This is a genomic window from uncultured Methanospirillum sp. (assembly GCF_963668415.2).
Classification (GTDB): domain Archaea; phylum Halobacteriota; class Methanomicrobia; order Methanomicrobiales; family Methanospirillaceae; genus Methanospirillum.
Genome location: NZ_CAXXDL010000001.1, coordinates 2,004,939 through 2,030,301, shown reverse-complemented (window position 1 = coordinate 2,030,301; position 25,363 = coordinate 2,004,939). Strand labels below are relative to the sequence as shown.

General features: G+C 45.3%; 22 protein-coding genes. 5 read left to right on the top strand and 17 right to left on the bottom strand.

Annotation, left to right across the window (positions count from 1 at the left end):
* Positions 1–47 precede the first annotated feature (47 nt).
* The 8 genes from ACHZA2_RS09325 to ACHZA2_RS09290 all read right to left on the bottom strand — a co-directional run bounded on the left by ACHZA2_RS09325 (position 48) and on the right by ACHZA2_RS09290 (position 6,246).
* Complete coding sequence (locus tag ACHZA2_RS09325; RefSeq protein WP_319579492.1) at positions 48–287, bottom strand: type II toxin-antitoxin system HicA family toxin; 240 nt, start codon at positions 285–287, stop codon at positions 48–50.
* Positions 288–503 (bottom strand): type II toxin-antitoxin system HicB family antitoxin, encoded by a 216-nt coding sequence (locus ACHZA2_RS09320; RefSeq protein WP_319579491.1) that lies wholly within the window; start codon positions 501–503, stop codon positions 288–290. It lies immediately after the preceding gene.
* A gap of 119 nt (positions 504–622) precedes the next feature.
* Positions 623–985: a hypothetical protein gene (locus tag ACHZA2_RS09315; RefSeq protein WP_319579490.1), complete on the bottom strand. Its 363-nt coding sequence runs from the start codon at positions 983–985 to the stop codon at positions 623–625.
* Positions 982–4,092 carry a hypothetical protein gene (locus ACHZA2_RS09310; RefSeq protein ID WP_319579489.1) on the bottom strand — a complete coding sequence of 1,037 codons (3,111 nt, stop codon included), beginning with the start codon at positions 4,090–4,092 and terminating at the stop codon, positions 982–984. The genes ACHZA2_RS09315 and ACHZA2_RS09310 overlap by 4 nt, the downstream gene beginning before the upstream one ends.
* Positions 4,079–4,267 (bottom strand): hypothetical protein, encoded by a 189-nt coding sequence (locus ACHZA2_RS09305; RefSeq protein ID WP_319579488.1) that lies wholly within the window; start codon positions 4,265–4,267, stop codon positions 4,079–4,081. The genes ACHZA2_RS09310 and ACHZA2_RS09305 overlap by 14 nt, the downstream gene beginning before the upstream one ends.
* Entirely contained in the window at positions 4,264–4,599 is a 336-nt protein-coding gene (locus tag ACHZA2_RS09300; protein ID WP_319579487.1) for a hypothetical protein, read from the bottom strand. Before ACHZA2_RS09300 ends, ACHZA2_RS09305 begins: the two co-directional genes overlap by 4 nt.
* Before the next feature lie 598 nt (positions 4,600–5,197).
* Positions 5,198–5,728, bottom strand: coding sequence for a hypothetical protein (locus ACHZA2_RS09295; protein ID WP_319579486.1), 531 nt, complete (start codon positions 5,726–5,728; stop codon positions 5,198–5,200).
* Between the two features lie 14 nt (positions 5,729–5,742).
* Positions 5,743–6,246, bottom strand: a complete 504-nt coding sequence (locus tag ACHZA2_RS09290; protein WP_319579485.1) for a hypothetical protein — start codon at positions 6,244–6,246, stop codon at positions 5,743–5,745.
* 529 nt (positions 6,247–6,775) lie between these two features.
* Here ACHZA2_RS09290 and ACHZA2_RS09285 point away from each other — a divergent pair.
* Both ACHZA2_RS09285 and ACHZA2_RS09280 read left to right on the top strand, forming a co-directional pair.
* On the top strand, positions 6,776–7,438 hold the full coding sequence (locus tag ACHZA2_RS09285) for a flavodoxin family protein (protein WP_319579484.1): 663 nt from the start codon (positions 6,776–6,778) through the stop codon (positions 7,436–7,438).
* Entirely contained in the window at positions 7,438–8,037 is a 600-nt protein-coding gene (locus ACHZA2_RS09280) for a DJ-1/PfpI family protein (RefSeq protein ID WP_319579483.1), read from the top strand. The genes ACHZA2_RS09285 and ACHZA2_RS09280 overlap by 1 nt, the downstream gene beginning before the upstream one ends.
* A gap of 477 nt (positions 8,038–8,514) precedes the next feature.
* Here ACHZA2_RS09280 and ACHZA2_RS09275 read toward each other — a convergent pair whose 3' ends face one another.
* Together ACHZA2_RS09275 and ACHZA2_RS09270 are read right to left on the bottom strand one after the other, a co-directional pair.
* Complete coding sequence (locus ACHZA2_RS09275) at positions 8,515–9,318, bottom strand: hypothetical protein (RefSeq protein WP_319579482.1); 804 nt, start codon at positions 9,316–9,318, stop codon at positions 8,515–8,517.
* Positions 9,315–11,993, bottom strand: a complete 2,679-nt coding sequence (locus ACHZA2_RS09270) for a beta strand repeat-containing protein (RefSeq protein ID WP_394698537.1) — start codon at positions 11,991–11,993, stop codon at positions 9,315–9,317. The genes ACHZA2_RS09275 and ACHZA2_RS09270 overlap by 4 nt, the downstream gene beginning before the upstream one ends.
* Between ACHZA2_RS09270 and ACHZA2_RS09265 the strand changes: the two genes are divergently transcribed.
* Entirely contained in the window at positions 11,977–12,843 is an 867-nt protein-coding gene (locus tag ACHZA2_RS09265; RefSeq protein WP_319579480.1) for a hypothetical protein, read from the top strand. The genes ACHZA2_RS09270 and ACHZA2_RS09265 overlap by 17 nt on opposite strands.
* Here the strand turns inward: ACHZA2_RS09265 and ACHZA2_RS09260 are convergent.
* The 5 genes from ACHZA2_RS09260 to ACHZA2_RS09240 all read right to left on the bottom strand — a co-directional run bounded on the left by ACHZA2_RS09260 (position 12,812) and on the right by ACHZA2_RS09240 (position 19,584).
* On the bottom strand, positions 12,812–13,540 hold the full coding sequence (locus ACHZA2_RS09260; RefSeq protein WP_319579479.1) for a tetratricopeptide repeat protein: 729 nt from the start codon (positions 13,538–13,540) through the stop codon (positions 12,812–12,814). The two genes, ACHZA2_RS09265 and ACHZA2_RS09260, sit on opposite strands and share 32 nt — an antisense overlap.
* A gap of 220 nt (positions 13,541–13,760) precedes the next feature.
* On the bottom strand, positions 13,761–14,858 hold the full coding sequence (locus tag ACHZA2_RS09255; RefSeq protein WP_319578110.1) for a transposase: 1,098 nt from the start codon (positions 14,856–14,858) through the stop codon (positions 13,761–13,763).
* A gap of 792 nt (positions 14,859–15,650) precedes the next feature.
* A complete protein-coding gene (locus tag ACHZA2_RS09250) occupies positions 15,651–16,454 on the bottom strand; it encodes a hypothetical protein (RefSeq protein WP_319579478.1) in 804 nt (267 codons plus the stop codon).
* Positions 16,451–18,742 (bottom strand): NosD domain-containing protein, encoded by a 2,292-nt coding sequence (locus ACHZA2_RS09245; protein ID WP_319579477.1) that lies wholly within the window; start codon positions 18,740–18,742, stop codon positions 16,451–16,453. Before ACHZA2_RS09245 ends, ACHZA2_RS09250 begins: the two co-directional genes overlap by 4 nt.
* A gap of 95 nt (positions 18,743–18,837) precedes the next feature.
* A complete protein-coding gene (locus tag ACHZA2_RS09240) occupies positions 18,838–19,584 on the bottom strand; it encodes a tetratricopeptide repeat protein (RefSeq protein ID WP_319579476.1) in 747 nt (248 codons plus the stop codon).
* Between the two features lie 594 nt (positions 19,585–20,178).
* Between ACHZA2_RS09240 and ACHZA2_RS09235 the strand changes: the two genes are divergently transcribed.
* Complete coding sequence (locus tag ACHZA2_RS09235; RefSeq protein WP_319579475.1) at positions 20,179–21,753, top strand: hypothetical protein; 1,575 nt, start codon at positions 20,179–20,181, stop codon at positions 21,751–21,753.
* A 19-nt stretch (positions 21,754–21,772) separates the two neighbouring features.
* On the opposite strand, the gene ACHZA2_RS09230 is transcribed toward ACHZA2_RS09235, so the two are convergent.
* Positions 21,773–23,425, bottom strand: a complete 1,653-nt coding sequence (locus ACHZA2_RS09230; protein ID WP_319579474.1) for a histidine kinase N-terminal 7TM domain-containing protein — start codon at positions 23,423–23,425, stop codon at positions 21,773–21,775.
* 184 nt (positions 23,426–23,609) lie between these two features.
* On the opposite strand from ACHZA2_RS09230, the gene ACHZA2_RS09225 reads away from it, so the two are divergent.
* Positions 23,610–23,783 (top strand): hypothetical protein, encoded by a 174-nt coding sequence (locus ACHZA2_RS09225; protein WP_319579473.1) that lies wholly within the window; start codon positions 23,610–23,612, stop codon positions 23,781–23,783.
* 174 nt (positions 23,784–23,957) lie between these two features.
* Here ACHZA2_RS09225 and ACHZA2_RS09220 read toward each other — a convergent pair whose 3' ends face one another.
* Positions 23,958–25,283, bottom strand: coding sequence for an NCS2 family permease (locus ACHZA2_RS09220; protein ID WP_319579472.1), 1,326 nt, complete (start codon positions 25,281–25,283; stop codon positions 23,958–23,960).
* Positions 25,284–25,363 lie beyond the last annotated feature (80 nt).

Below are 25,363 nucleotides of genomic sequence, written 5' to 3'. Positions count from 1 at the left end.
TCTACTGCTCCCAGAATCGAATCAGCCCCAACATGAATTTGTATTTATTATCCGGAGTTTTCATAGGCTTCAATAAATTCTTCACGAGGTATTCCCGCCTGTGTACAAATCATTCGAAGCGTAGATCCCTTTATTTTATTGTGACCTGGCAGAGTAAGTGGGGTGCTCGTATTATCCAGGTTGTTTCTTTCCATTGAAATGTGGTTTCCCGACCTAACGACATGAAATCCTAATACCTCCAGAGATTTGATTACCCGGGTTAGAGGAGCGTCGTGCGGGAATTTCATTCAGATAACAACCTCAGCAAGTTCAGCTCCGATGAGATCATAATCCAGGAATGCCTTATTTCCAAAGGTTTCTAGGTGAAACCGTATTGCTGAAGTTACATCATCTAATGCTTCCTGATACGTGTCACCCTCACCAATAACAACCCCGTTCAATCCTACAGGATAGGCAATATATCCATCAGGATGATGTTCAACGATTATTTTTATTTGATTCATATTGATCTTGATTTAGTTTAAATTCACAAAAGGTTACTCATAGAGATACTGTAGGTGTCTCACCAGTATGACCCATGACATCCTGCCAAACATCTCCACCGGCCTTTATTTTCCCCCTTCTATCCATCCTCAAACAACGCTGCCTTCTTCCTCGGCCAGTACTCCAGCATATTCCAGACCTGCATAGCAACTGCTACAAACCGCCCACCACCATCTCCCGGAATCTCGATCACAACCCCGTGTCCGGAGGGAGATAACCCGACCGTTCCCCCGGGGTCCACCAGTATGCCTTCCTCCTTATGTATCACAGCCCGGGCATCATCCCGGGATATCCTCCCGATCTCACCCGGACCGTCGATGATCACCCTGACCTGATCAGAAGCCGGATCTGGCTTCAGCCTGCCAACCTTCCAGAGCACGGAACACCCGAACAGGAACCAGAGCAGGTGAGGCAGATTGAACCTGAACACTGGAGAGATCATGACCCCTCCCGGAGAATCCTTGACCGGCACGAATCACAGACTGTTGTCCGTGACCCGGGATCATGCCATGTTGCCTTGAACGTACCACATACCTGACATCTCCCGATATCAGAGGTCAGCCGTGTCATCGACCCGGCATCAACCACACCGGGAAGAGACCTTACCGATGCTGCCTCCTCAAGCCGTGCATGTTCATAACACGACCTGCATATCTTCCTGTTCATTCGTGGAGGAGCAGAGAGCCGCTCTCGTGTCATCCGTTCCTGGTACTGCACCCATTCTGACCCGCAGCAGTCACATGGACCAGCACCAAACCCCCGGTCAATCTCACAGAAATCAGATGGTCTCACCTTCCAGGAGCCTGGTCCGCTACTGCCCGGTGCTGCGGAGCCTGATACTGATCGGGGCTCACTGTGAGCATCTGCGGCATCATTGCGGAAAACAGGGCAATGATTATCTGCCTCATTCTTGCGATATGAACTCTTCCCTGGTTCAGATTCATAATCCTGATCACTTGTTGCGGCACAACGAATTTCAGAAGTAGAGTCATGATCACACCTCTGATCACACTCATCATCCTGTGTGTTTTCACATATTCCGCAATGAGTACATAAAATAATATTATTATTGTTTAATACCTGATCTGACCCGCAATGTGAGCCAGAATCTGTTGCGGCACCTTCCGCTGAACTGCCGCAACGCTCCGCAATGCCGCAGTCACGCTGATCACCTGACCGGTCTGGTGATTCATCATCATGACCATCCTTGTCAAGCCAGCATCCCCCTTCAAAACACCAGGACTCGTAGATCCTCTCGTCCCAGGAGTAGGCCTTTGACCTCCGGTGAGCAGAGGTTGTCCCACTCTCATCAACTACAAGCGTCCGGTCACAGACCGAAACAGCCGGACACTTTTCCAGAAGTCCTGAATACTCACGACCTCTGCTTGAAGAGCCGTGTATCATCTTGTAGATAACCGAATTTGACAGATCAGTGATATGCTGAAGTTCGGCAATCGTTATCTCTCCTGTCCCGTGCGACCTGATTGCATCGACCAGGGTCGCCTCTCTTCGGGTTAGTTTGGACTCAAGACTTCCTGATGAACTGTTGAGTGCCATGTAGAGCCGCTGTGCTGCAGAAAAGTCGTCCTCTGTGGCAAGGATCTGCACCATCCCATCTGCATCTGCATGGACCCTCTGATGCTGGTTCAGCACCGCATGGGATCGCACGAGGTCGAGTAACATATCCGGGTTTCTCCGGTTTATCGCCGAAGAGAACCGGATCCGCTCTGCAAACGGGATCACCACCCAGGCTGGTGATATCTGTCTCCAGATCTCCTGACAGACAAGAGCCTCACTCCTGATATCGGTCTTTTCAGGCTTGAACCCGGATGCATCCTGAAGCGTCCGCCTGAGGACAGCAGCATCCTGCTCCTCCGAATCATCGATCCAGCAGGTCAGCATCCGGTTCCAGACCTGATCGTCACCAGTACCGTCAACCTTGGCAACCCACCAGACACACCGTTCAGGGATGATACAGGTCTCACCAACCCGGTCCTTGCTTACGGTCCGGTACGTGAACGGACGACGGAACGAGGTCGTGACACCTTTGAGGATCTCCTGCATCTGATCTGAAAGAGATACATCATCCAGAGCAATCACGCTCCCCGGTTGCATGCCCTTGATGTAGAAGAGGGCCTTCTCACTCATCCGCCCTTCAAGCCTGAACTCCGGGGGTACCTGGCTCATCATCGTCTCAAATGCATGAGATTTGCCTTTACCGGATTCTCCGGTGACAGAAACATGCAGACCACGTGCATTGATCACCTTCCGGGATGCAAGTGACATAACCAGGCACTCGGCTACAACCGGGTCACCGATATGATCGAGTGCAAAGGTCTCAAGCATGTAGGAGAGCGGATCTCCATCATTGAGAACAGTTAAAGCAGTTCTGGAAACTTCATCCGAAACCGTAGGAGACGTATCCTGTTCACAGGCACCGGAGGATTGACCGGCCTTCAGGTCATGAACTGCTGAAGAACTATTCCGGTTCCTCCGATCAGGCTCCTGTTGCTGACGTGACCGGGAAGGCCCAGGACCCTCAAACATCTCACGAAGTTCCTGCCACCGCTGTCTTCCACCGCCACATGATGCATGATGGCATCCGGCAAATATGGCACCATTTGGGAACTGGATAGCGTATGAACCGTCTGTATGGTCTGACGAGAACGGGCACCGGGTAAGTACAAAGATTGAACCTCCGGCATATGGCTTCTGTCTGTACCCGATGCCATAGCGATCCAGCCATGCTGCAAGATCTATCGCTCCCCTGCTTTCACGGGATGTGCATTCAGGAGCTTCTGCCTCGTTTGGGAACATCCCGGCAATGCCTGCGAGTTGCTCACCGGTTACAACCTTCACAACCTCAGGAACTGAGAGGATCGCAGCCTTCCGGTGTGGCCGTGCAGCGATATTGTCCCCTTTCCGGCTCGTTGTGCCGTAGAGTTTCCAGATCCGTGCCGCGTTGAACACCGAGGTGTCTATCGTTGACGACTCATCAGAGAAGAGGATATGCAGGGTTTCAAGCACACCCCTGACGAGATCCCGGGACACCGCATCGTTCGGACAATCGATCCTGTACAACAGGTGTGCCCCGTTTCCCGAGTCTGCGAAAACCGGCTCTGGCCATCCGAGTTCAGTGAGATACGCCGCAACACGGGATGCTTTCTTTATCGCTGCTGCATGCTCTGATTCAGAGGAAGAGACACCGGAGGGTCTTACCGGATCGATGTCTACCGGGAGCCATCTCCGGCAGAGGATGTCGCTGTCACCTGCTGACTTCTCGTCCTTTCCAAGCCGGGTCTCGATCCTGTTGGCCCGTCGTGCCAGGAGATCAGGATTGACCGGGTTGAGGGTGACATAGGTTCCTGCATACTCTCCCCGGTTGTCAAACATGACAGCGTCAAGACTGAGCCTATCATAGTTGTTGTAAAACCCTGATGCCGTCCCCCGCTTTCCGATAAGCCTGACCTCGACGGTCTGGCCCGGTTCAAAGAGGATCGAGCAGGCAGAACGGGTCGGATGATCGATCATGGATTCATGCCCGGCCATGAGTTTCCTCCTCCCAGCAGTCGTAAAACTCCCGGTCTATGAGAGCACAGACAGTGAGCCGCTCTTCACCGGTGAGGACAGACCTGCATGCTGTGCACCGGGTGCCGAGACATGATACAAGATCCTGTCCGATTGAGATGAACGGGCAGATCCGGGAATGTTCTGCAGGAGTCATAGAGGAGCCCCCTCTCTGACCGGGATGGCTCCTCCTGGCATAATCCTGTACCTGTACCACTGCCTGAAGATGAAGATCCAGATGTATACAAGTCCCGGGAGGGTATTGCCACTCGCAAGTTCTGCAAGATGGCTCACGTCCTCGCTGAACCGGGATATCCCGCCGCTGCGGGCACGTCTGACTGCAATGAAGAGGATCGTCTCACCATTCCATGCGATGAGATCGAACTGACGCGTTGAACCTGCGATCCTGACCGAATGGTACCCTTCATGGTCGAGTTCTCTCGCTGCATGATAGAGGATGGACCGGGAGGCAGGACTATTATCTCTCATTCCGGTCACCTGTCCCATGAGAGATGCCTGCAGGATTCCATGCCGAAGCGCTGGTATCTACCTGTCTGCGCCGGGATGTCACAGAGCATGGGATCGTCCTACAATCCACGATACGCACCCCTGGATGACAGAAAGGTACAATAGTTCGGAAGATTATACAGGTAGTTTACCCCCGCCAATCTTCCCGTCCGGCCAAGAAGGAGAAGTGTTGTGCGGGGCTTGTCTGTTTTTGTTCTGTTCATTGTATCACATCGGTTCTGTGATGACACGGTGCCATGTCGAGACACAAGGCCCTTTGAAGATTGACCATTGAGGGGATCAGTATCTGCGTATGGTTGAACCGCTGATCAAAACACGGGTATCGTGCTGAGATCTGGTGATTCACCGGGCATTTGTGCATATTCAGCCATGGACATTGAGGACATGGCATATGGTGATTCAGTAGGAGGGTATCTAAAGGTTAGGTAAACAGGGTGAAAGTGATCAGGGGGGTTCTGGATAACAGCAATTTGCTGCTTAATAGCAAGATGGAGCAAGATAGTTGAGAGATACACTTTCGCAAAACCCTCTGATCACTGTCATTTTTTGTTATCTTCGATCAGTACCTGGTCAGATCGTGGAGCGTCATGTTCCCGGATACGAAGCCTGTTGATCGCGTGGTCCTGTTCCCATCTGATCCTGAACGAAGGAGCATGATACCGCTCCCGTTCACCAGTGTTTCTCCAGAGATCCCGCGACCCGGTACACGGGTCATGGCATAGATTCCGGAGCTCAGGATACCTGATGCGTCGAGGTTGGCCCGGCTGTCTGCGTTGATCCGGTCAGGTGTCAGAAAGACACAGGCCTGACCTAACTGAGTAGGGGTGGTTCCGGTTGTGTGATCAGAGAAGAGGAGGGGGCCTCTTCCCTGCACGGTCATCCCGATGCCTCCTTCATCTCCTATAATACGGGAGAGTTCTGATGTACCGATTGCCATGATCCGGGAGGCGACCGACCCGTTTCCATCCTGGTCAGATCCGGTGAGTATCACGACGCCGTCGGTGCTGATGGTGGTTCCGAGGTACTCTGCTCCGGTGAGCGACGCCAGGATCAGGAGGAGAGATCCTGCAAGCAGATGATTCCACTGCATTCTCTCTCGGGCGATTAGGCCAGGAGGGCAACGGTATCGGCCCAGCTCTCTATTCCGGTCAGGATGGTGTCTGCTTCGTATCCTGATACGACGACACTGTCACGTCTGAATGTGACCATGAAGGTCTCTCCGTTCGTGTTGTGGCATTTGAGTGCACAGCTGAAGGTGTCTTCTGAACTGTCATGTGAGGGTGTTCCTCCCATTGCGGTGTTTATCGCCGTTGCTGCCACGATGGTGCTGATGTTTGTGCTGAAGGCTGCAGAGGTTGGTGCCCGGACAGAGATCTGGCCGACGGTCTTTGCTTCTGCGTTCTCATACACGACTTTGCCTGAGTAGTGTTCGGTTCCTCTGACAACTGCTGCAACGGTTGCCCCGTTTGAGGTGTACGAGGTGCAGCCCCAGGGGTTGTTGTCGATGATGTCCTGGACAAGGGCCAGGAAGCTTGCTACGGTGCCAATAGGTGCGGCGAGTTTTCGCTCTGCCGACTTGGTGACACTCTTGGTTGTAAAGTCTGCCATTGTTCGATTCCCTGCCGATTTCTCGGCTGTGTACTATGTCAGCAGGGTATGGGAAGTACTTTCGAAGGAGTGAGAAACCGGCAGAGAAGAAAAGAGGGATGAGGAATCAGAGCGATTTGAAATACTATTTTTGTGCACGACCAGAATCAGATCATGTATGAGAATCTGGTTCGCAGACCTTCCTGGCTATCCGGGATTTGTAAAAAACCCAACGTGCCCCGTTGGGGGCCCCAGACAGGACTGATGAAAAGGACTTCATGAAGTAACAGGTAAGATCTGGATGAACAATCACTATCATCCATCCGATCCATCAGAACGCGATCAGACCTGTGGTTATTGTCTGATAGAGATTTTTCATCAGACGAGACGATTTCATGCTTAATTCGAAAGTATGACCAATACTTTACTCGAAGAACCTGTACATTACTAATATAATTACTACTTAATGGATAGTATTGAGTTTCTCATAGAATAGTCCTCATATCAAAAATCATGACGATATCTTGTGTATACCGGAAGAGCGGAATGTGTGAGTGATCAGATGTATGTCATTGGAATAAATGGAAGTCCAAGAAAACGGTGTAATACCGGGACTCTTATCGAACATGCTCTCCAGGGAGCCCGGTCAAAAGGGGCTGAAACTGAATGTATCAATCTGTATGATTTTGAGTACAAGGGTTGCAGAAGTTGCTATGCATGCAAACGTGAGGGACCCGGATACGGGGTATGTGCGATACATGATGATCTAACACCCATTCTCGACAGAGTCACAACGGCAGACGCACTCATCCTTGGAACACCGATCTTTTATGGCTCTGCTAACGGGGAGATGAGGTCTTTTCTTGAACGCCTTCTTTTTCCAAGAAAATCGTGGGATGACTGGACATCTCTTGTTGAGAAGAAGATCCCGGTAGGAATCATCTTCACCATGGGTGCACCCGATGATCTGATGAAACAGATGGGATATGAAGCACATCTCAATCTGATTGAACAATTTATCAGGGATATTTTTGGATCCTGCGAATCGGTCTATGTAACAAATACAGTCCATGTTCCTGACTATTCAAAGTTCAGGATGAGATACTTCGATGCTGATGCAAAGATCAAGAGGAGAAAGGAGGTATTTCCACAGGATTGTGAGAAAGCCTATTCGATGGGTGTGAGGTTTGTTCAGGGGAGCCAGGAGAGATAATGCGGAAAATTCTTGTCTTTATTGCTGACGGGATGGCGGATTTTGAGATCAATCTGACATGCCACCTCCTCTCGAGGTATAACTGGGAGATTATGACTGTTGCATATGACACAAGCATAATCACCGCATTATCAGGTCTCCAGTACATTCCCCGCTCAACCATCTCTGAGATCTCCGGTGATTCAGGGGTTGATGGCATTATTATCCCTGGCGGTTTTCATTACGAACAGCGGCCCGAGTTAACTGAATTGATACGGGAATATTACCGCTCCGGAAAACTTACTGCTGCCACATGTGCCGGCCCGCAATATCTGGCTCGGGCAGGATTATTTGAGAGAGCTCATTATACGACGACCATGACGAGAGATTCTCACCGGGAACTGTTTTCAGGATCCGGAGACTTTCCCTTTCCTCAGGATACATACATTGAAAACCCGGTAGTACGAGACGGAACTGTGATCACAGCCAAAGGAACAGCGTTCATAGATTTTTCAGTAGAGATTCTGGATTATTTCGGAGTGTTTGCAGATCAACATGAGAAGAGAGCGTTAGCAGAACAATATCAGCCTTCTTTCTCAGGAATCTCCATCAGTTCATAGTGGAATCAGAATTTCACAGTTGCCGATATGAAATACCATAGGGCCAATGTCATGCCCATAATCGATAGGACAAGCAATTGCTCAGGATTACTCGTATTATCCGGAATTGATCCCTTTACTCATTTCATTTCTGTACTTGAGTAGGTAAAATCAAATTTTTAGCACATAAATCTCCATATGAAATAGAGCAAGTGCCTCTGTAATATTTCATCCACGTTCGATCACAGTAATTCTGGACCTATAATTTTTGGTACGAATATACCAAATTGTTCTGAATCACCCTCTTGAGTTGGAAACACTCTTAATTGTAAAGCCTGCCATTGTTCGATTCCCTGCCGCAATCGCGGCTGTGTAGTATACCAGCAGGATATGAGAAGTACTTTCGAAGGGATGAGAAGGAGACGGAGAAAAAGAGAGGGATGAGGAATCAGAGTGTTTTGAAATACTATTTTTGTGCAGTGTGATGGTGATGGACAATCATACCCTCATCCCGGATACGTACCCAAACCGCTTCTGCAGATTTCTGATTTCTCCGCTGCTCTGGGTGATATCCTTCCATGAGTTGGTTGCAGCGGTCCTGTTCCAGGTATCTTCTGACTGGTTGGTATCCCGGGCTTCCATGATACTTCCTGCAAACTCGGTTTTCACAATGCCTTGTGCCGGCACATTCTTGTCAGCTGTGACTGCAATCCGGTAGTTCAGTGCTGCCGGGGTACTGAACCCGCCCGCTGATCTGATCTCTCCTTTTGTTGAGACCTTTGCCTGGTTGATGTTGATGAGATCGCTCTTTGCCTGGACGATATTACAAAATGAAGGAGTCAATATCTCTTTTGGTTCAGCAAACACACATCGTGGCGGTGATGTATCACTCGTGCAGTTGCCCATATTGTCCATCATAAGGCTCTCTGCTCCAAGCAGATGGGAGCCGTCATGGCTGTTGTAGGTTAGAATCTTCTCGTTTTCAATATTGTATGTCGAACGGCTTTTTGAGTTGGAGTCAAACTCGAAGTTCTTCACTTCTATGAGTGTACCTCCATTTCCCAGGAGTGAGTCACTGTACCTGACCAGGGAGATGAGGTCAGAACTGTTGAGGATGTTGCTCTCCAATGGAGTTCCACTTGATACAGTCCAGTCCATCTTTGTTGACTGGTCGGTAATTCCGGTTGCACTGAGGGTTGTTCCGATCGAGAAGATCTGCGATTCAGGCATGCCTGACGGGAGACGGTCTGCAGATATACATCCGATACAGAGGAGGAGGATGAGAAGGCAGATCCACTTCATGGTGACTTCACCGTGACGGTTCCATCCGTTCCAACAGTCACGGTGAACTGGACCGGATCACCTGCCGGGATTCGGATGTCTTTTCCGGTGGTCGGATCTCTGGTGATCTGCATCGGTTTGAAGATGTAGACATAAGACCCGGGTTGCGACGGGACCTGGAACTGATAGGTGAGGACGTACGCTCCGTCCTTGTATACGAGGGGTTGTTCTCCTATTGACTGGGCCAGGGCGTTTGTGGGAATAAGTCCAAGCCGGGCCTGTGGAGAGAGCTGGATAGATCCCCTGCTATCTAGCACAAGGTTTAGGGTTGTCAGGCTTCCTGGTACTGCACTGCCCGAAAACGTTGCAGAAGTGATGACGAGATAGACACCAGTGTGGTCAGGGGTCGGGTCGCTGTTGTCCAAAAAGTATGAGTCAGAATTATCTGTTGTCGTCGTTGTTTGTGTGGGTGAGACAGTGGGTGTAGGAGTCGGTGAGGCGGTTACCGTAGGGGAGGGTGAGACCGTGGGCGTTGCTGTCGGTGTTTCGGTAGGCAGCATCCCGATCAGCGGATTGTAATCATACACACCGGATGTCACCTCATACGGAGTCAGTGAATACCCGGTCTCATTCGGTGTCTGCAGGTCTGACCAGCCGTTACCGCTTGCGTTGCTCCAGTAGTTGCCGGCATGGTATGACCCGCCGACAACGTTTGTTCCAAGCCTGGGTTCGGTGTTGTTCCAGTGGTACCGACTGGCTGAAGAGGCTGTTGCACAGACGTTCAGGTCATTGCCGAAGTAGTTGTTGTAGATCGAACCATCGCCGGTTCCGGTACCGGTTGAGATGTTCAGGCCTGCTACGATGCTCTGGTTTATCCAGTTCCCGGTCAGGGTAAGACCGGTCGCTGAGTCAGAGATGCCAATGCCGTACCGGTTCCCGGAGACCTGGTTGCCGGTGATGGTAGCGTAATCACCGGTTGCGTTGATGCCGAAGCCGCCGGTGAGTGTCAGGGTTTTTGTGAGAGTTCCCGGACCGGTTGCGGTTGCAGATCCGGATATCGTGTTATTGGATGCGGTGTTGTTGAAGATGGTAGCATAATTGCCTGAAGAAAAGATGCCGGTGCCTCCATTGGCTGTTGCTGTTGAGGAGGAGTGGGTGAAGGAGGAGGAGTAGGAGGAGGAGGAGGAGGAGGCATATGCCGAGTTATTGTTGGCCTCATTGTCTGCTATGGTAACGTTGTTTCCAAGTGATTGTATGCCATACCCTCCAATGGCTGTTGCTGTTGAGGAGGAGGAGGAGGAGGAGGAGGAGGAGGAGGAGGAGGCATATGCCGAGTTATTGTTGGCCTCGTTGTCTGCTATGGTAACGTTGTTTCCAAGTGATTGTATGCCATACCCTCCATTGGCTGTTGCTGTTGAGGAGGAGTCGGTGAAGGAGGAGGAGGAGGCATATGCCGAGTTATTGTTGGCCTCGTTGTCTGCTATGGTAACGTTGTTTCCAAGTGATTGTATGCCATACCCTCCATTAACTGTTGCTGTTGAGGAGGAGGAGTAGGAGGAGGAGGAGGAGGAGGCATATGCCGAGTTATTATTGGCCTCGTTGTCTGCTATGGTAACGTTGTTTCCAAGTGATTGTATGCCATACCCTCCATTGGCTGTTGCTGTTGAGGAGGAGTCGGTTAAGGAGGAGGAGGAGGAGGAGGAGGAGGCATATGCCGAGTTATTGTTGGCCTCGTTGTCTGCTATGGTAACGTTGTTTCCAAGTGATTGTATGCCATACCCTCCATTGGCTGTTGCTGTTGAGGAGGAGTGGGTGAAGGAGGAGGAGGAGGAGGGGGAGGCATATGCCAAGTTATTGTTGGCCTCGTTGTTTGCAATGGTAACGTTGTTTCCAAGTGATTGTATGCCATACCCTCCATTAGCTGTTGCTGTTGAGGAGGAGGAGGAGGAGGAGGCATATGCCGAGTTATTATTGACCTCGTTGTTCGTGATTACGGTATCATTCCCGGTTGAGTAAATCCCATACCCACCGGTTGCACTCACCGTTGCATCCCCGGTGACCCCGCTCTTTGACGCTGTTACCGAGTTGAAACTCGCGTTGTTCCCCTGGATTGTAGCATGCTCCCCGGTCGACCAGATCCCATACCCGCCGGTGACTTCTCCATTACCGGTAGCGTTATTGAAACACGCTACATTATCGGTGATATTCGCAGAATCACCGGATGACCAGATCCCGTAGATATTACTACTCGCGTTATTATCGAATATCTTAGCAGACGAGTTATTCGAGTATATCCCGTAATCGTTCCAGTACACCGTATTGTTCTCGATATCTGCACCTTCTGCGTATGCTGAGATCCCGTGCTCAAACCCAGTGATACCGGCAAAGTTCTCAACCGATGCACCTTTTGCGGTTGAGTCAATCAACACACCCGAGGTTCCGGCGTTATCTGTTCCGGTATACGTGACGGTATGGCTGTTCCCGTCCAGGGTGACATCTGATGCCTGGATCTCAATGGCGAATGAATTACTGGTTGAGATATCCTCGTCAAGATAGTATGACCCGGCCCTCGTGATCGTGTACGATTTAGTGCCTGAATCGTAGGAATATCCGGCCCCTCCATCTCCGCCGGTATGATTAATCGAGACAGGTGTCCCGGATCCGGAACTGGTCACTGTTATGGTTCCGAGGGTCACAACGCCTGAACCTGAACCTTCGCTCGTCGAAGATGTTGCAGATACACTTCTGCTCATCGAGACCAGACTCGTTGTTGTGCTGGTTGTATCTGAAGAGTCATCAGAACTCTCTGACAGGTTAGTGCTGTTTGTCAGCGAAGTCCCATCAGATACGGAAGAGCTATCACTATCAGTTGTCTCTGTCGTGTTCGATGCTTCAGAAAGAGCTGAAAATGAAGCGGTAAGGGTTGTTTCTTCGTCGGAAGTATCTGTATCTGAAGAGAAAGAGGTGCCAGTACCGGTTGTGTTCGTATCTGTTGTCGTTGAATTTGATCCTGATGATGTATCTGAAGAAGACCCTGACGATGGGGAATTGGAAACAGTGTCAGATGAGGACGTCTCTGTTGATCCGATATCGGTTAAATCGGATGTCGTAGAGTCAGAGGAGGTTGATGACGATGTGTTCGTCGTTGAAGTGGAACCGGTGGTTGTTGGAGTTGAAGAACTGCCAGATGAAGTCGTGTCGGTTGCTGATGAACCAATATCAGTTGCACCGGAGGTACTATCAGACGAAGTCGTGTCAGTTATTGTTGAGTCAGAAGATGAAGTGCCAGAGGTGCCAGATGAAGTTGTGTCAGTTGCAGATGATCCTAACGTAGATGTATCTGCTGATCCAGTATCTACTGTAGGTGATCCTGAAAACGACGAATCAGAGGAAGAGGAAGTATCACCAGAGGATCCACTCACAGTTGTATCGGTTGAATTCCCTTCTGCACATACTCCGGGAGTGGCCACCACCAGGATGATGACAAGAATGAAGAGTAAACCAAAGACCTTCATTACACAACACCCATCCCCTCAAGTTTCTTAAGATACTGGGCAGCCTTTGTCTTACCTTGGGGATCATGACGTATCGCGGTCTCAAAGGCAGACTTTGCCTCAACATACCGATTCTGTGCAATTCTGATCACACCGAGGTTGGTGTATGCCATGGCAGCACCGGACGGATCGGCATCTATCGCATTCAGAAATGCCATCTCTGCAGCAATAATATCATTTTTCATGAACTCGATTCCACCGATACCGGTGTACATATCTACTGCAACCTGTCCGCTGGCCCCTGGTTCTGCAGATTTAAATGCTGCAAGGGATTCATCGAGTTTTTTCTGACTTGCAAGCAGGGTTCCTTTCTTTACTGCAGCCTCGGCTAATAGAGCAGGATCTCCGGATACTTTTTCATAACTGGTTAATGCTTCTGACTGACGGCCCAGACGCTCCTGCACAACTCCAAGATTAATCCAACCTCTCCCATATGAAGGATCAGCGGTTACTGCCCGGATATAATACTCAACTGCCTTTTCAGGCTGGCCAAGTGAGACATAACAGGTTCCGATATTGTTTAACAGCGGTGCCTGGGAAGAACCTGATACATCATGTAACTCACTCTCGAACGCAGATATTGCACTGGAATAATCTCCTGATGAGTACAGTTGTGTACCTGAATCTGCTATGCTTAGTGGCAGTAGGAAGACCAGGACTACAAAAAAGAGAAGCGCTCCTCTAATCATCTCTGAGGCTGTCCAATGAAAAGATGTAGATTGGACAGATTGTCAATCAAATAATTCGCTTTTTGTCGAACTACCAATTTTTACAATAGAATGATAGATACACGCACTGCAAAGGATGGGAATCAACATCCAAACTACTCAAAATTACAGTTGATAGACGAAGAAGAACTAAAAACTCGATAGCATTCGCTACTTAATGGGACATCTGCATTTTATTTTTTCAGTAATATTTTGATAGACCCTGACCCTTTCCTTGGTTTTTTACTAAATTTGCAAGTAATACAAACTGATATGAAATGAGATTCAATGTCATGTAAAATTCTTCAGATCTTTTCTGAATCCATTTTACACTGAAATTAAACATTCGTTTCATGTGTGAATGAGTTCTTTCACAATCTGCCCTTGATTTGTATTCAACTCTGAAATTTGGATTAAGTAAGTTCTGATTGCGAAGATACATCCCGACCTGTTTCTCCCTTCCATTATTCGTGAGAAATAGCATTTTTTCCTCAATAGAATCTCGAATGTCTCCCCCTTTCTTCCACATTTTATTTACCCAATGATCAATTCTCTCAATTGTCCCCTCTATGTTCAAAATTGCGTTCTTGCTTGGATCGATTAGTGGTTGAATTCTGAAAATTCTCCAGTATCTCGCATAAATCATGAAGGAATCATAGCCACCATCAAGTTGAACTTTGATCATGCTTGGATTCATCGTACCAACAATTTCAGCTAATGGGATTGCATATGGGGAATCATGAGCATTACCTTCAGAAAATATTCCATAAAGTGGAAAGTTGTTTAAATGAAATATGTGATATTTGTGCATCCTGCAAGCGTAATGGGGATTATATTCTGCATATTTATCATACCTTGAGGCTTCAATAGGGGTTGAATCAACCATTCCGTGACCATTCTGAATAGATTGACATGCAATGGCTCCGTTTAGGTACATGATCTTCTTAAAGCCGTCTAATCGCAAACGATTGTAAGCAAAATCATGTAAATTACTTGCAGAGGGAATATGATATTTTCCGGGCTCTATTTCAGGAATTCCAAGAGCAATGCAATCTTCAAGTGTTAGTGATTTGATGAATTTTCGATAGGATTGTTTTCGAAAGGAATGGACAATCAAGAGTTTGAATAATAATATTGGTGAATATAACCATTTTCGAGTTTGGCTGTAATTGAGATGGTTGTGCAATTCAATTTCAATCTGGGTAAGATCCATTTTTCCAAGTAATGTACTGATTGAAACACTATTTGTTGGATTTACAGTCCCATGTAATGTCCTTTTTTCGTTTGAGCCAACGAGCATAGAGGCCAGTTTCAATAGTATATAATGGTGCCGAAATCGGTCCCACGGCAATTAACGAAATGAAAAAAGAGTGGAGAGTCGAGAAATTTTATGACCTATTTAAATAATAGGGCCTTCGTTGGACGGCCTCCATCTCTGATTAGAGATTTTTTGGAGAACATATTTAACCATACTGAAATATTTTTTTGATCGGTACCCTAAAATAAATTCAAAATGCACTACATTTTTGATAAGTGCCACAGGATAGACATATTTTAGTGAACCGTCGCGAGGATGCAATTGACCAAGAAATGTTTTTATTTTAGAGATTAAATTAATTTAAACGGTTTCATTAAGTAACAATTATTTTCCCGTTTTTTCTTTTTAGGGATTTATGTATGGAGGAAATAGATTAATCTATAGAGATCCAAATTGAAGACAGAATCACCCAATATATCAACCACGCAGAATCATAGGAAAAATGTAGATTAAAAATAATAAATTAATATCCAACCGCCCGGTTGTATATTTGCATTCAGGAATGAGGGATATTGTTACTCTATATGACACCAGATACCCAATAAAATCTATGAACAATGGAGAAAGATCGTTTATCTTCAGTTGGGGATGACATTTGAAAAAATGAATTGTCAGATCTGGATGAATAACTAGGTAATCATAAAAAAATAAGATCTTACCTACTCTTTCTCTTTAAAAACGATTAATACAGTAGATTTATTGTCAAGGCCCAAGTGATGAGTTCAATAATTGTATATCATGTCAATTGAATTTGACGAAGGAACTGCTAGTTCATCATACCCTCATCCCAGAAACATATCCGAACCGCTTCTGCAGGTTTCTGATCTCTCCGATTGTCTCGGATGTATCCTTCCAGGAGTTCGTTGCAGCGGTTCTGTTCCAGGTATCACCCGACTGGTTGGTATCCCGGGATTCCATGATACTGCCTGCAAACTCGGTTCTTACTGTGCCCTTTGCAGGAACATTCTTGTCAGCCGTGATCGCTATCCGGTAGTTCAGTGCTGCCGGGGTGCTGAACCCGCCTGCTGATCTGATCTCTCCTTTGCCCGAGATCTTTGCCTGGTTGATATTGATGAGATCGCTTTTGGCCTGGACGATGTTACAGAATGCTGGCATCAGGATCTCATTATAGTCAGCAAAGACACACCGGGGTGGTGCTGTGCTGCTCGTACAGTTGCCCATGTTGTTTATCATCAGGATCTCTGCTCCGAGGAGATGGGAACCGTCATGGCTTTTGTAGGTCAGGATCTTCTCGCTGTCGATGTTGTATGTCGAACGACCCTTCGAGTCTGAGTCAAACTCAAAGTTCCTGACTTCTATGATATTCCCGCCGTTTCCAAGGAGTGAATCACTGTACCTGACAAGCGAGATGAGGTCAGAACTGTTGAGTTTGTTACTCTCCAGAGGAATTCCACTTGATACAGTCCAGTCCATCTTTGTTGACTGGTCTGTGATCCCGGTGACACTGAGTGTTGTGCCGATTGAGAATATCTGCGACTCGGGCATGCCCGAGGGGAGCCGATCTGCAGATGCTCCTCCGAACAACAGGAGCAGGATGAAGAGGCAGATCCACTTCATGGTGACTTCACCGTGACGGTTCCATCCGGCCCTACGGTTACGGTGAACTGGACAGGATCACCGGCAGGGATGCGAATGTCTTTTCCGGTGGTCGGATCTTTTGAGAGATACACAGGATTAAAGATATAAATATAGGTGCCCGGGTCTTTGGGAATCTGGATCTGGAATGTGAGGAGATACTTTCCATTTTCATATATTGCAGGTTGTTCACCTACTATTTGTGCCAGAGGATTTATTGGAGACAGGATAATTCTCGCTTCCTTGGAGAGGGCAGTTGAGCCTGAATTCTCTAATGTGAGTTGTAATTCTGCCACATCTCCTGGTTTTGTCTCCAGTGGGAGTGATACTGTCACTACCCCAAGATGGATCCCGGGGATGGATGAGGATGAATCGGATATCTGATTTGGACTGTCAGACAGCGGAATGGTTGTAGGCGTGGGAGAAAGAGTGGGGGTAGGTAAAACTGTCGGAGTTGGCGATGTAGTAGGGGTGGTTGTTGTCTTTACCAGTGGAGCGTGATCAAATACCTCTGTAGCAATCTGATAGGGCGTCGTAGTGTATCCAACCTCATTTTGCTCCTGCTGGTCAGACCACCCGGTTTCAGTTTCATCACTCCAATAATTTCCTGCTAGGTTCGGACCACCAACTACATTCGTCCCTGGTGTGGGGTATACATTCCATTTAAAGACGCTTGCATCCCCATTTCCACCAATATTCTCATCATTACCAAGATAATTATTGACTATATTTCCGTCACCACCTCCGCCTCCATTGGTAATGTGAATACCCTCATCATTGTTTCGAATTTTATTGCTTGTTATTTTCGTCGATTTAAAATTGTCAGAGGTAGAGATACCGATTTTATTTTCAGTGATTGTATTTTTGGTGATAGTTCTGTTTTCTCCAGACCCTAATGAAATGCCGTCACCAGAGTTATCGTAGATCGTATTCTTACTGATTGTGACATTATTTCCGGTTATTGCTATTCCTTGAACGTTGTCAGAAACCTCGTTTCCATCAATAATTGAATTAGTTCCCTTTGAATTGATTCCGGTGCCCTGATTTAGTGTACCTATAGAATATCCTTTTACCACATTGTTAAGGATACTCGTATTGACAGATTCTGATTCAATACCATTATTGGCTCCTCCTATACCACTGATGGAATTATTTGAAATAATGGTCTGTGTATTTATCGTACCACTTGCTGAATAGATCCCGGTGTCGTAGTTCTGATCAATAGTATTGTTTGAGATGGCAGCGCTTTTCCCATGGGATTCTATACCCATTGCAGTCCCGGTTATTGAATTGTTGGTTATCTTTGCATAGTTTCCCGATGTTTCTATTCCTTTTACGCCCCACCCGTCATACCCACCACCATTTACGGTGTTATCATCGATTGTGGCATTTAATCCAGTAGTATAGATTCCACGGAAACTCTCACTAATACTGTTATTGTGAATCGTGGTATCATCAGCCCATGACTCAATACCAGTACCAAAATAATATCCTGATACCAATCCGATATTTTCGATTGCTACATTATTAGCTCCGGATTTAACTTCTACTCCTGCGGTTCCGGACCATCCATCACCGGTAATGGTATGTCCATTCCCATCAAGGGTAACATCAGAAGCAACGATTTGAATCGCATACGAGGTAGATGTAGAAATATCTTCATCAAGTCGATAGGAACCAGGGCTTGAAATTATGTATGAATCTGAAGAAGTCCAGGTATACCCGGCATTGCCTGCGATTCCACCAGTCTGGTTGATTGAAATGGCATTCGAAGTTCCACTGCTACTGACTATCACGGTCCCCAGGGTAACAACCTTTGAATTTTCTTTCTCTTCATCAGATGAAGAAAACGAGGTAACCAACTGAGTGGCTGATTGGGAGATATTCTGTTTTCCTGATGTTTGATCTGAGGTTTTGTCTGTAGTCGAACTATTTGTTTCAGAAGTTCCAACTGAATCATCGGAATTTGGTGTCAAATTTGTTGTTAATGTCTCTTTAGACGCATCAGGAGAATAGGCTCTTGTTTCAGTAGGTTTTACAGTGATTGTTGGAGTAACTTCAGGCGTTATTGTTTCTTCACCGGTCTGCATCGATGTGGGTTCAACCGTGATAGTTGGAGTTGCTTCAGGCTTTATTGTTTCTTCTACATCCTGTGTCGATGTAGGTTCAATGGTATTAATCACCGTAGGTTCCACAGTTATGGTTTGTATTGGATTTTGTTCTGTTGAGGGCTCGGGGGGGTGTTGCACATCAGGAGGTGTGACCGTCATATCACCAGGATTGGTTGAATTTCCATCCGCTAAAATCCCGGGGATACACACTCCAAAAAGAACTATGCATATTGATAAAATGATCTGATAGTTCATCATGCCACCCCCATTGCCTGAATCTTTTTCAGATAAACAGCAGCATTTGTTTTTCCAGCCTTATCATGAAGAATAGCAGTCTCAAAAGCACGCTTTGCATCAGCATATTCTCCCTTGGAAATTTTGAGCACCCCAAGATTTGTCCATGCAAGAGCAGCTCCCTGTGGATCTTCATTAATTGCTTTTTTAAAATCCGTTTCTGCTGCCCCTAAATTCTTTTGCATGAACTCTATGGCTCCAATACCAGTGTGGAGATCAACAAGAACCTGTCCTCTTGCTCCTGTTTCACCCTGGTGAAATGCGAACAGAGCATCAGCAAGCTTTCCCTGGACAGATAGAAGAGTACCCTTTTTGACCATCGCTTCTGCATAAATTTCCGGGTTTGAACCTGAAACCCGGTCATAACTCTGGAGTGCATCATCAGGTCTGCCAAGTTTTTCCTGTGTAACTCCCAGATTTATCCACCCACGATCATAAGTGGGATCAACTGCCACAGCACGTGAATAATAATCAAAAGCTTTCTCCTGCTGGTGAAGAGCCATATACCCGGTTCCAATATTGTTGAGAATAGGTGCCTGATCAGGTCCTGTAGACCCACGAAGCGCCTGCTCATACCATCCAATAGAAGCAGAATAATCTCCTGATGCATAGAAATCACCTCCTGGATCTGCAACTCCGGTGGATATCACAATTGTAGTCAGTAAAAGAATGAACACCCATCTTATCGAACTAATCTTTCCATTCATGTGAAAAGCCAGATTTATGAGTGCAACAAAAAAAAGAATAAGAAATTACCGGGAGGGCAAAAGATGTGCTATATAGAATCGAGTTTTTACATAATTAAAAATTTTACAAATTAAATAAAATATTAAATGCTTTAAATTATTGAAATGCCCATAGAGTGCAACACATACATGCAAATAAGTCTTTTAATTATGTTTCGTTCAAATCTTATAAAAATAAAATCGAAATGATGATTTATTCATAAATTAACAATTAAGTGATGCATTATTATCTCAGATATCATTCTGGTTGATAATCGTTGTAGAATTGGAATTTATCATTCAAATTGAAATTAATTATCAAAACAGGTGAAAAAATGCAGTTCCTCTGCATCTGCAAGAATATTATCTGATAAAACAAAAATAGGAAGGCCTATTTTTTAGCATTCATTAAATTGTGCAGACTATGTTGCATTTTCACACAGTAATATCCAGTTGATAATAAAAACACACTCGGTTTACGGGTGAAAACTAAAACCGCCGACAGGAACAGTGATGGAATATCTGTTTAGGATACATTCTTTCGACAAATCATAAATCTGGCATCAGGAGAATGAAATGAAAATATCAGATGAAGAGATTGTGCTTGTTATGTCTATTTTTAAAAACAATCTCCAGGGATTGTCCATATCAGAGATATCAAGAAAGAGTTGCATCCACAGAAATAAGGTTGCTCAGATCTCAAATGATCTTCACAATGATGGAATCATTACCTGTACCCAGAAGGGTTCATCAAAAATATACTCACTCAAGGTAAGATCATCAATCCATCCTCTTCTGGAAGTGCTTACTGATCCCTGGCTCATTCTGGATAACGAGTTTCGTGTTATTGAAGCCAGCGAAGCATTCCTGAAAAAAAAACGTGTTGAACTTACGAAAATATTAGGAAATAACTACTTTGAGATTACAGATAACCTGACTCTTCCTTTCAGACAGGAAGATCTCCTTCAAATAATGAATTCACAAATTGAAGGAGAAAAGAAAATATACGATGCAAAAAACGGATACGAACGGTATTCTTGTTTACAGATTAGTTTAAATGGAGAGATGAGAGGCATTCTTATTGTAATCCAGGCTCATCATGCAGATGATAAAACAGATCAAAACATAAATACCCTCTGCAAGACTTTGGAGAACTTGCTTGACAATCTTACAAAGATTGTACAAAAACCTCATGAAGAAGTATCTTCACTTATAGCAGACATAATCCACGATACCTACCCAGATACTATTATATGTACCATCAGGATCGATGAATCAGAACTATCAGGGCAAATAACAAAGATACTGATACCCCATTCAATTCTCCGGAGTGTACACCATCTCATTGATTTTCTCCAGAAAACACCCTTTCAGATACCTCCGCTCACCCTCATGCGGTATAAAACCGGTAAACCATACCTCTATGAAGATATTTCTGTTTTCCTGGAAAATGTCTTGAATCAACAGGAACTGGAAGATATACGAGACATCCTCCAATTTTACTCGGGCTTCCTGATTGGAATGTCACATAATGAAAAATTAGTGGAAATTTTTGTGATAGGAGTAAAAAATGAAAACATTCAACCAGAAATATTTTCAAAGGTGCTCCAATTAATCTCGCATCTGTTTTTTGCAGCAGGTTTGATTGAACAAAAAAACAGAACACTACAGGAAAATCTGGTAAGTTATCAGTCACATTACAAGGAAATATACAATTTACTATCCCAAAAAACAAAAGAAGAGAAAATCCATACCATAAATGAAAACCACATGAAAAATATTCTTTTTATGGTAATGGATATGCAAAAGATTCCGGTTATGATAACAAATAGGAACGGAGCGATTATTGACTTAAACCAGACTGGTGAAGAAATTTTTAAGTCAAACCGGATGGCTCTCATGTCAAATCCATCAATACAGGATATATTTAATCAGGAAATGTCAGAAGCCCTGATGAAGCTCATTGAGGGCAATGGAAATTTGCTAAACTCTAATATTCACGATCTCGGCATCCATGATACCAGTCATGCTGTCCCACTCATATGGCACCTGGTTAAAAACAGAAATGTATCGATGCAGGGTTTATTTATTTTTATTGCAGAATCACTCCCGGGATCACTCCTTGAGTATCTGACAGATCAAGGATTATAACAGAAATCAGATTCTGAATTTACGATTGTTCATCCACCTTATCGCTCAGGCAGTACCTGCTTGCCTGATCTAGATTTCTGGTTGCTTTTGAAATTATTGGATCTACACACCCAAGGGTAAGTTTAATCTGGTCTGAATCAGAATGCACAACTTTTGATATCTCATTCCAAAGGTGTGCTTCTTCTGTGAGGATACTCATGAGATACCGGTTTTTTTCAGATTCGGTTTGTAATTGCAAAAAAATGTCAGAGTTTTCTCTGATACTCATTTCTATCATAACCTGATTATCATATTCAATGTGGCTCAATCTAACCTGAGCATCTATTCTTTTGTTTCCAGATTGAAATACCCAGGAGAAATCAACCTGATTGCCATTTTCGGCAAGGGTTAGGTAATATTTGAATTTTTCCGTGATATCATCAATATTTCTCTGGTTATTTGCAGAAAGGAGAGTAGGATCCATCCCAATTATTCTATCGCAGAATTCACCAAATACTTCCAATGCAACAGGATTGCATTCTATGATCGTATTATTTGAGATGATCAGTATTGGATCCCTGTTTGATAGGAAAAATTCCTTGTATCTTTGATTTTGTATTCGTTTCTCTTTTTCTTTTATCAACTGAATATGAGCATCATGGACCTGCTTTTCAAGATTGATGGTATTTGTAATATCAGTGAGAACAACCAGATAGGCTCCTTCTGTTCCTATTTTATTCTTTATCCATTTTGCTGATATGCTGTACCCTCTTATGCCATCACCTGAAAGGGTAAGGATCTGATCGGGTATATTTTCAGGTGACTCAAGAATATTTTTCAGTTTCGGGTTTAGCGATGGAATTTCAGAAGGATGCCTGCCAAATGACTCATTGAGTGGGACATTCATAAGTTTCTCTGCGATGGGATTTACATCAATAATTTTTAAATTTCTATTGAGAACAATCAGCCCGGAGTTCAGTATGTCAAAAAAATTCTCTCTGAAAATTGGAGAAAACTGAAGAATATCGTATCGAAGTATTCCATATGAAATGAGAAATCCTGATACAATAATGTCAAGACCCAGAGGTTCAAACCAGGGGAATATATTACTATCAACAATCAGTTCTGAAATTAAAACTATACTTGAACCCGCGATAAGAAAAATAATCTGTGTCTTGAAGATTTTTGATACAGATAGAAATCGTTTCAGTAAATAAGCCTCTCCCACTATAGGGAGGCCATAAAGGTACCCGTACCTCATAATCTCATATACAAAATTGAAATCATTCAGAAACTGATCGTATGAATATCCAAGGGAGGGATCTATTAAGGAAATAATCCTAAAAACCCTTAAAAACAATGGAGTGAACAGTAACAAAGCTAGAACTTTTAAAGTTAGAAATTCTTCCTTCCCTAAATAGTTCATACAAAACAGGAACCAGGTTATTGGAAGCAAAAAATAACAGGTTGTATTAATCATTAACAGAGGCTCTGATTGTTTCCAGAGTGTCGGGAACACATAACTTATGTTATCAATGCCAATTGTGAGACATATAAGAGAATATAGGAAGAATGTAACCCATAATACTGAATAACCACTTTCATCTTTCTTTTTGTATGCAAACATGGTTACATAGAGAAAGAAAATTCCACATCCCAGATTTAATGGAACAATATACCAGGGTAGTGTCATCCATTATACGGTTAGGATGAGAATTAATTAATATTATGAAATTATTCTCAAGAAAATCTAATATCTGGATAAAATGATTTTTCCCAAGATGGGGGTTACGTTGAAACTCATTCATCTCCAATGAGTCGAAGAATCGAGAGAAAAAACCTATTATTATGGGTTTGAGTATGAAATAAGATTGAATGTGCATTATTTAACAGGTTTTTACCCCTATATTGAGGCAATAAATCCTGGAAGAACCTATATTATTGGATTACAGAAGGATGAGGGAATAATTAAAGGATTTTTCGAAACCTTCAGGTTTTTCAATCTCCCCGGATACTTGGGTTTTGGTAGTGGCCTTGAATATAACAGGTGATGAAAATCCTTCATATTATGGTTAATTCACACAATTTTGATCCAATTTATCGGAGCAAATCCTTTCAAAGAATGAATATTCATCTTCAGTTATCAAGTGGGCCACTACCAGATTGTATCAGCCATCCGAACGAATATCATCTCAATTGGAGTAATTACCTGGTTGAGTTTCTCTTCAGTACGGGAATATCACCAGGAATATCGCAGCACAAACCACGAGACCCCAGAATACTCTGGGAATCTCGGACTGTTTCCCGGCAGCGAACATGAATAACGGGTACACAATAATGCCGATGCTCAGACCAAGGCCGATATTCTGGGTGATGCTCATGGTAACCATAAGGACAAATGCAGTCAGCATCTCACCACGGCTGGAAAGAGAGGGGATCCTGAACTGTGCCAGCATTAACAGACCGATCACAAGAAGAACTGCAGATGTTGCAACATCAGGGAACGCGGTCACGAGCGGGAGGAAGAAGAGCGATGCTGCGATCAGAACTGCTGCAACAACGGCCACAAGCCCGGTTTTCCCTCCTTCTTCAACACCGGCAACTGACTCAATAAATATCGCAGAGGTGGTACACCCGACAAGGGGGGAGACCATCATGGAGAGACCATTGGTAAGAAAAGATCTCCTGATATCTGAATTATCCCTGGGCTCTTCGTTCTGGTGAATCAAACTTGACAGGCCAAAGATTGATGCAATCGAGTCAAAAAGGGTGAGAAAAAAGAGTAAAACAACAACTGGGATCATAGTCGGCGTCAGGACAGCAGCGATGTCAGGATACCATTGCAACCCAGAAAACGCCGGTGGAGCAGTAACAATATCAGTCGGCAGTTTCTCTATGCCCAGGGCATATGCAAGGAGTGCACAGGTCAGGATTCCACAGATAAGAGCGCCGGTCTTCTTCCTGATCATAATGACCCCGATGACTGTAATCCCGGCAAGGAGCACGAAGAGGTTTGATGGCTGGATATCGCGGAGATAGGGTGACGTGACCGCCATTGCTCCTACGAGGATGATCCCAGAGTTGGATGAGCCGAGAAACGCAATAAAAAAGCCGATACCCCGGGTGCAGGAACGGCTGATGGTGCCGGGTATGCTTTTGATGAAGATATCCCAATACCCGGAGACGATAAAGAGAGAGAACAATAATCCTGCAACCAGGCTCGCTCCGAGGACTGCACGCCACGGGTAGTTCAGGACACCGCAGAGGACATACACGACGAGGGTGCTCTGACTCACAATGGGGGCGACCACATACGGGCGGTTGGCATACAACCCGATGAGAAGAGTGCCTGCACAGGCAGAGATGATTGTTGCCCAGACTGCATCCCCGAATGGTACACCGGCCACCATCAGCATGGCCGGGTTGACCACGAGGATGTAACACATTGAGAGGAAGGTTGTCAGGCCGGCAAGAATCTCGGTCCTGATACTACTTCCCCTGGCAGTGATACCAAAGAACCTATCAATGTGTGATATCAGTGAGCCGGACATAGTTTTACAGGATACAAGAATCTATTCTCTTATCGGGTGAACAGGAAATATACTTCCTGATAAGAACAGATCCTGCAATA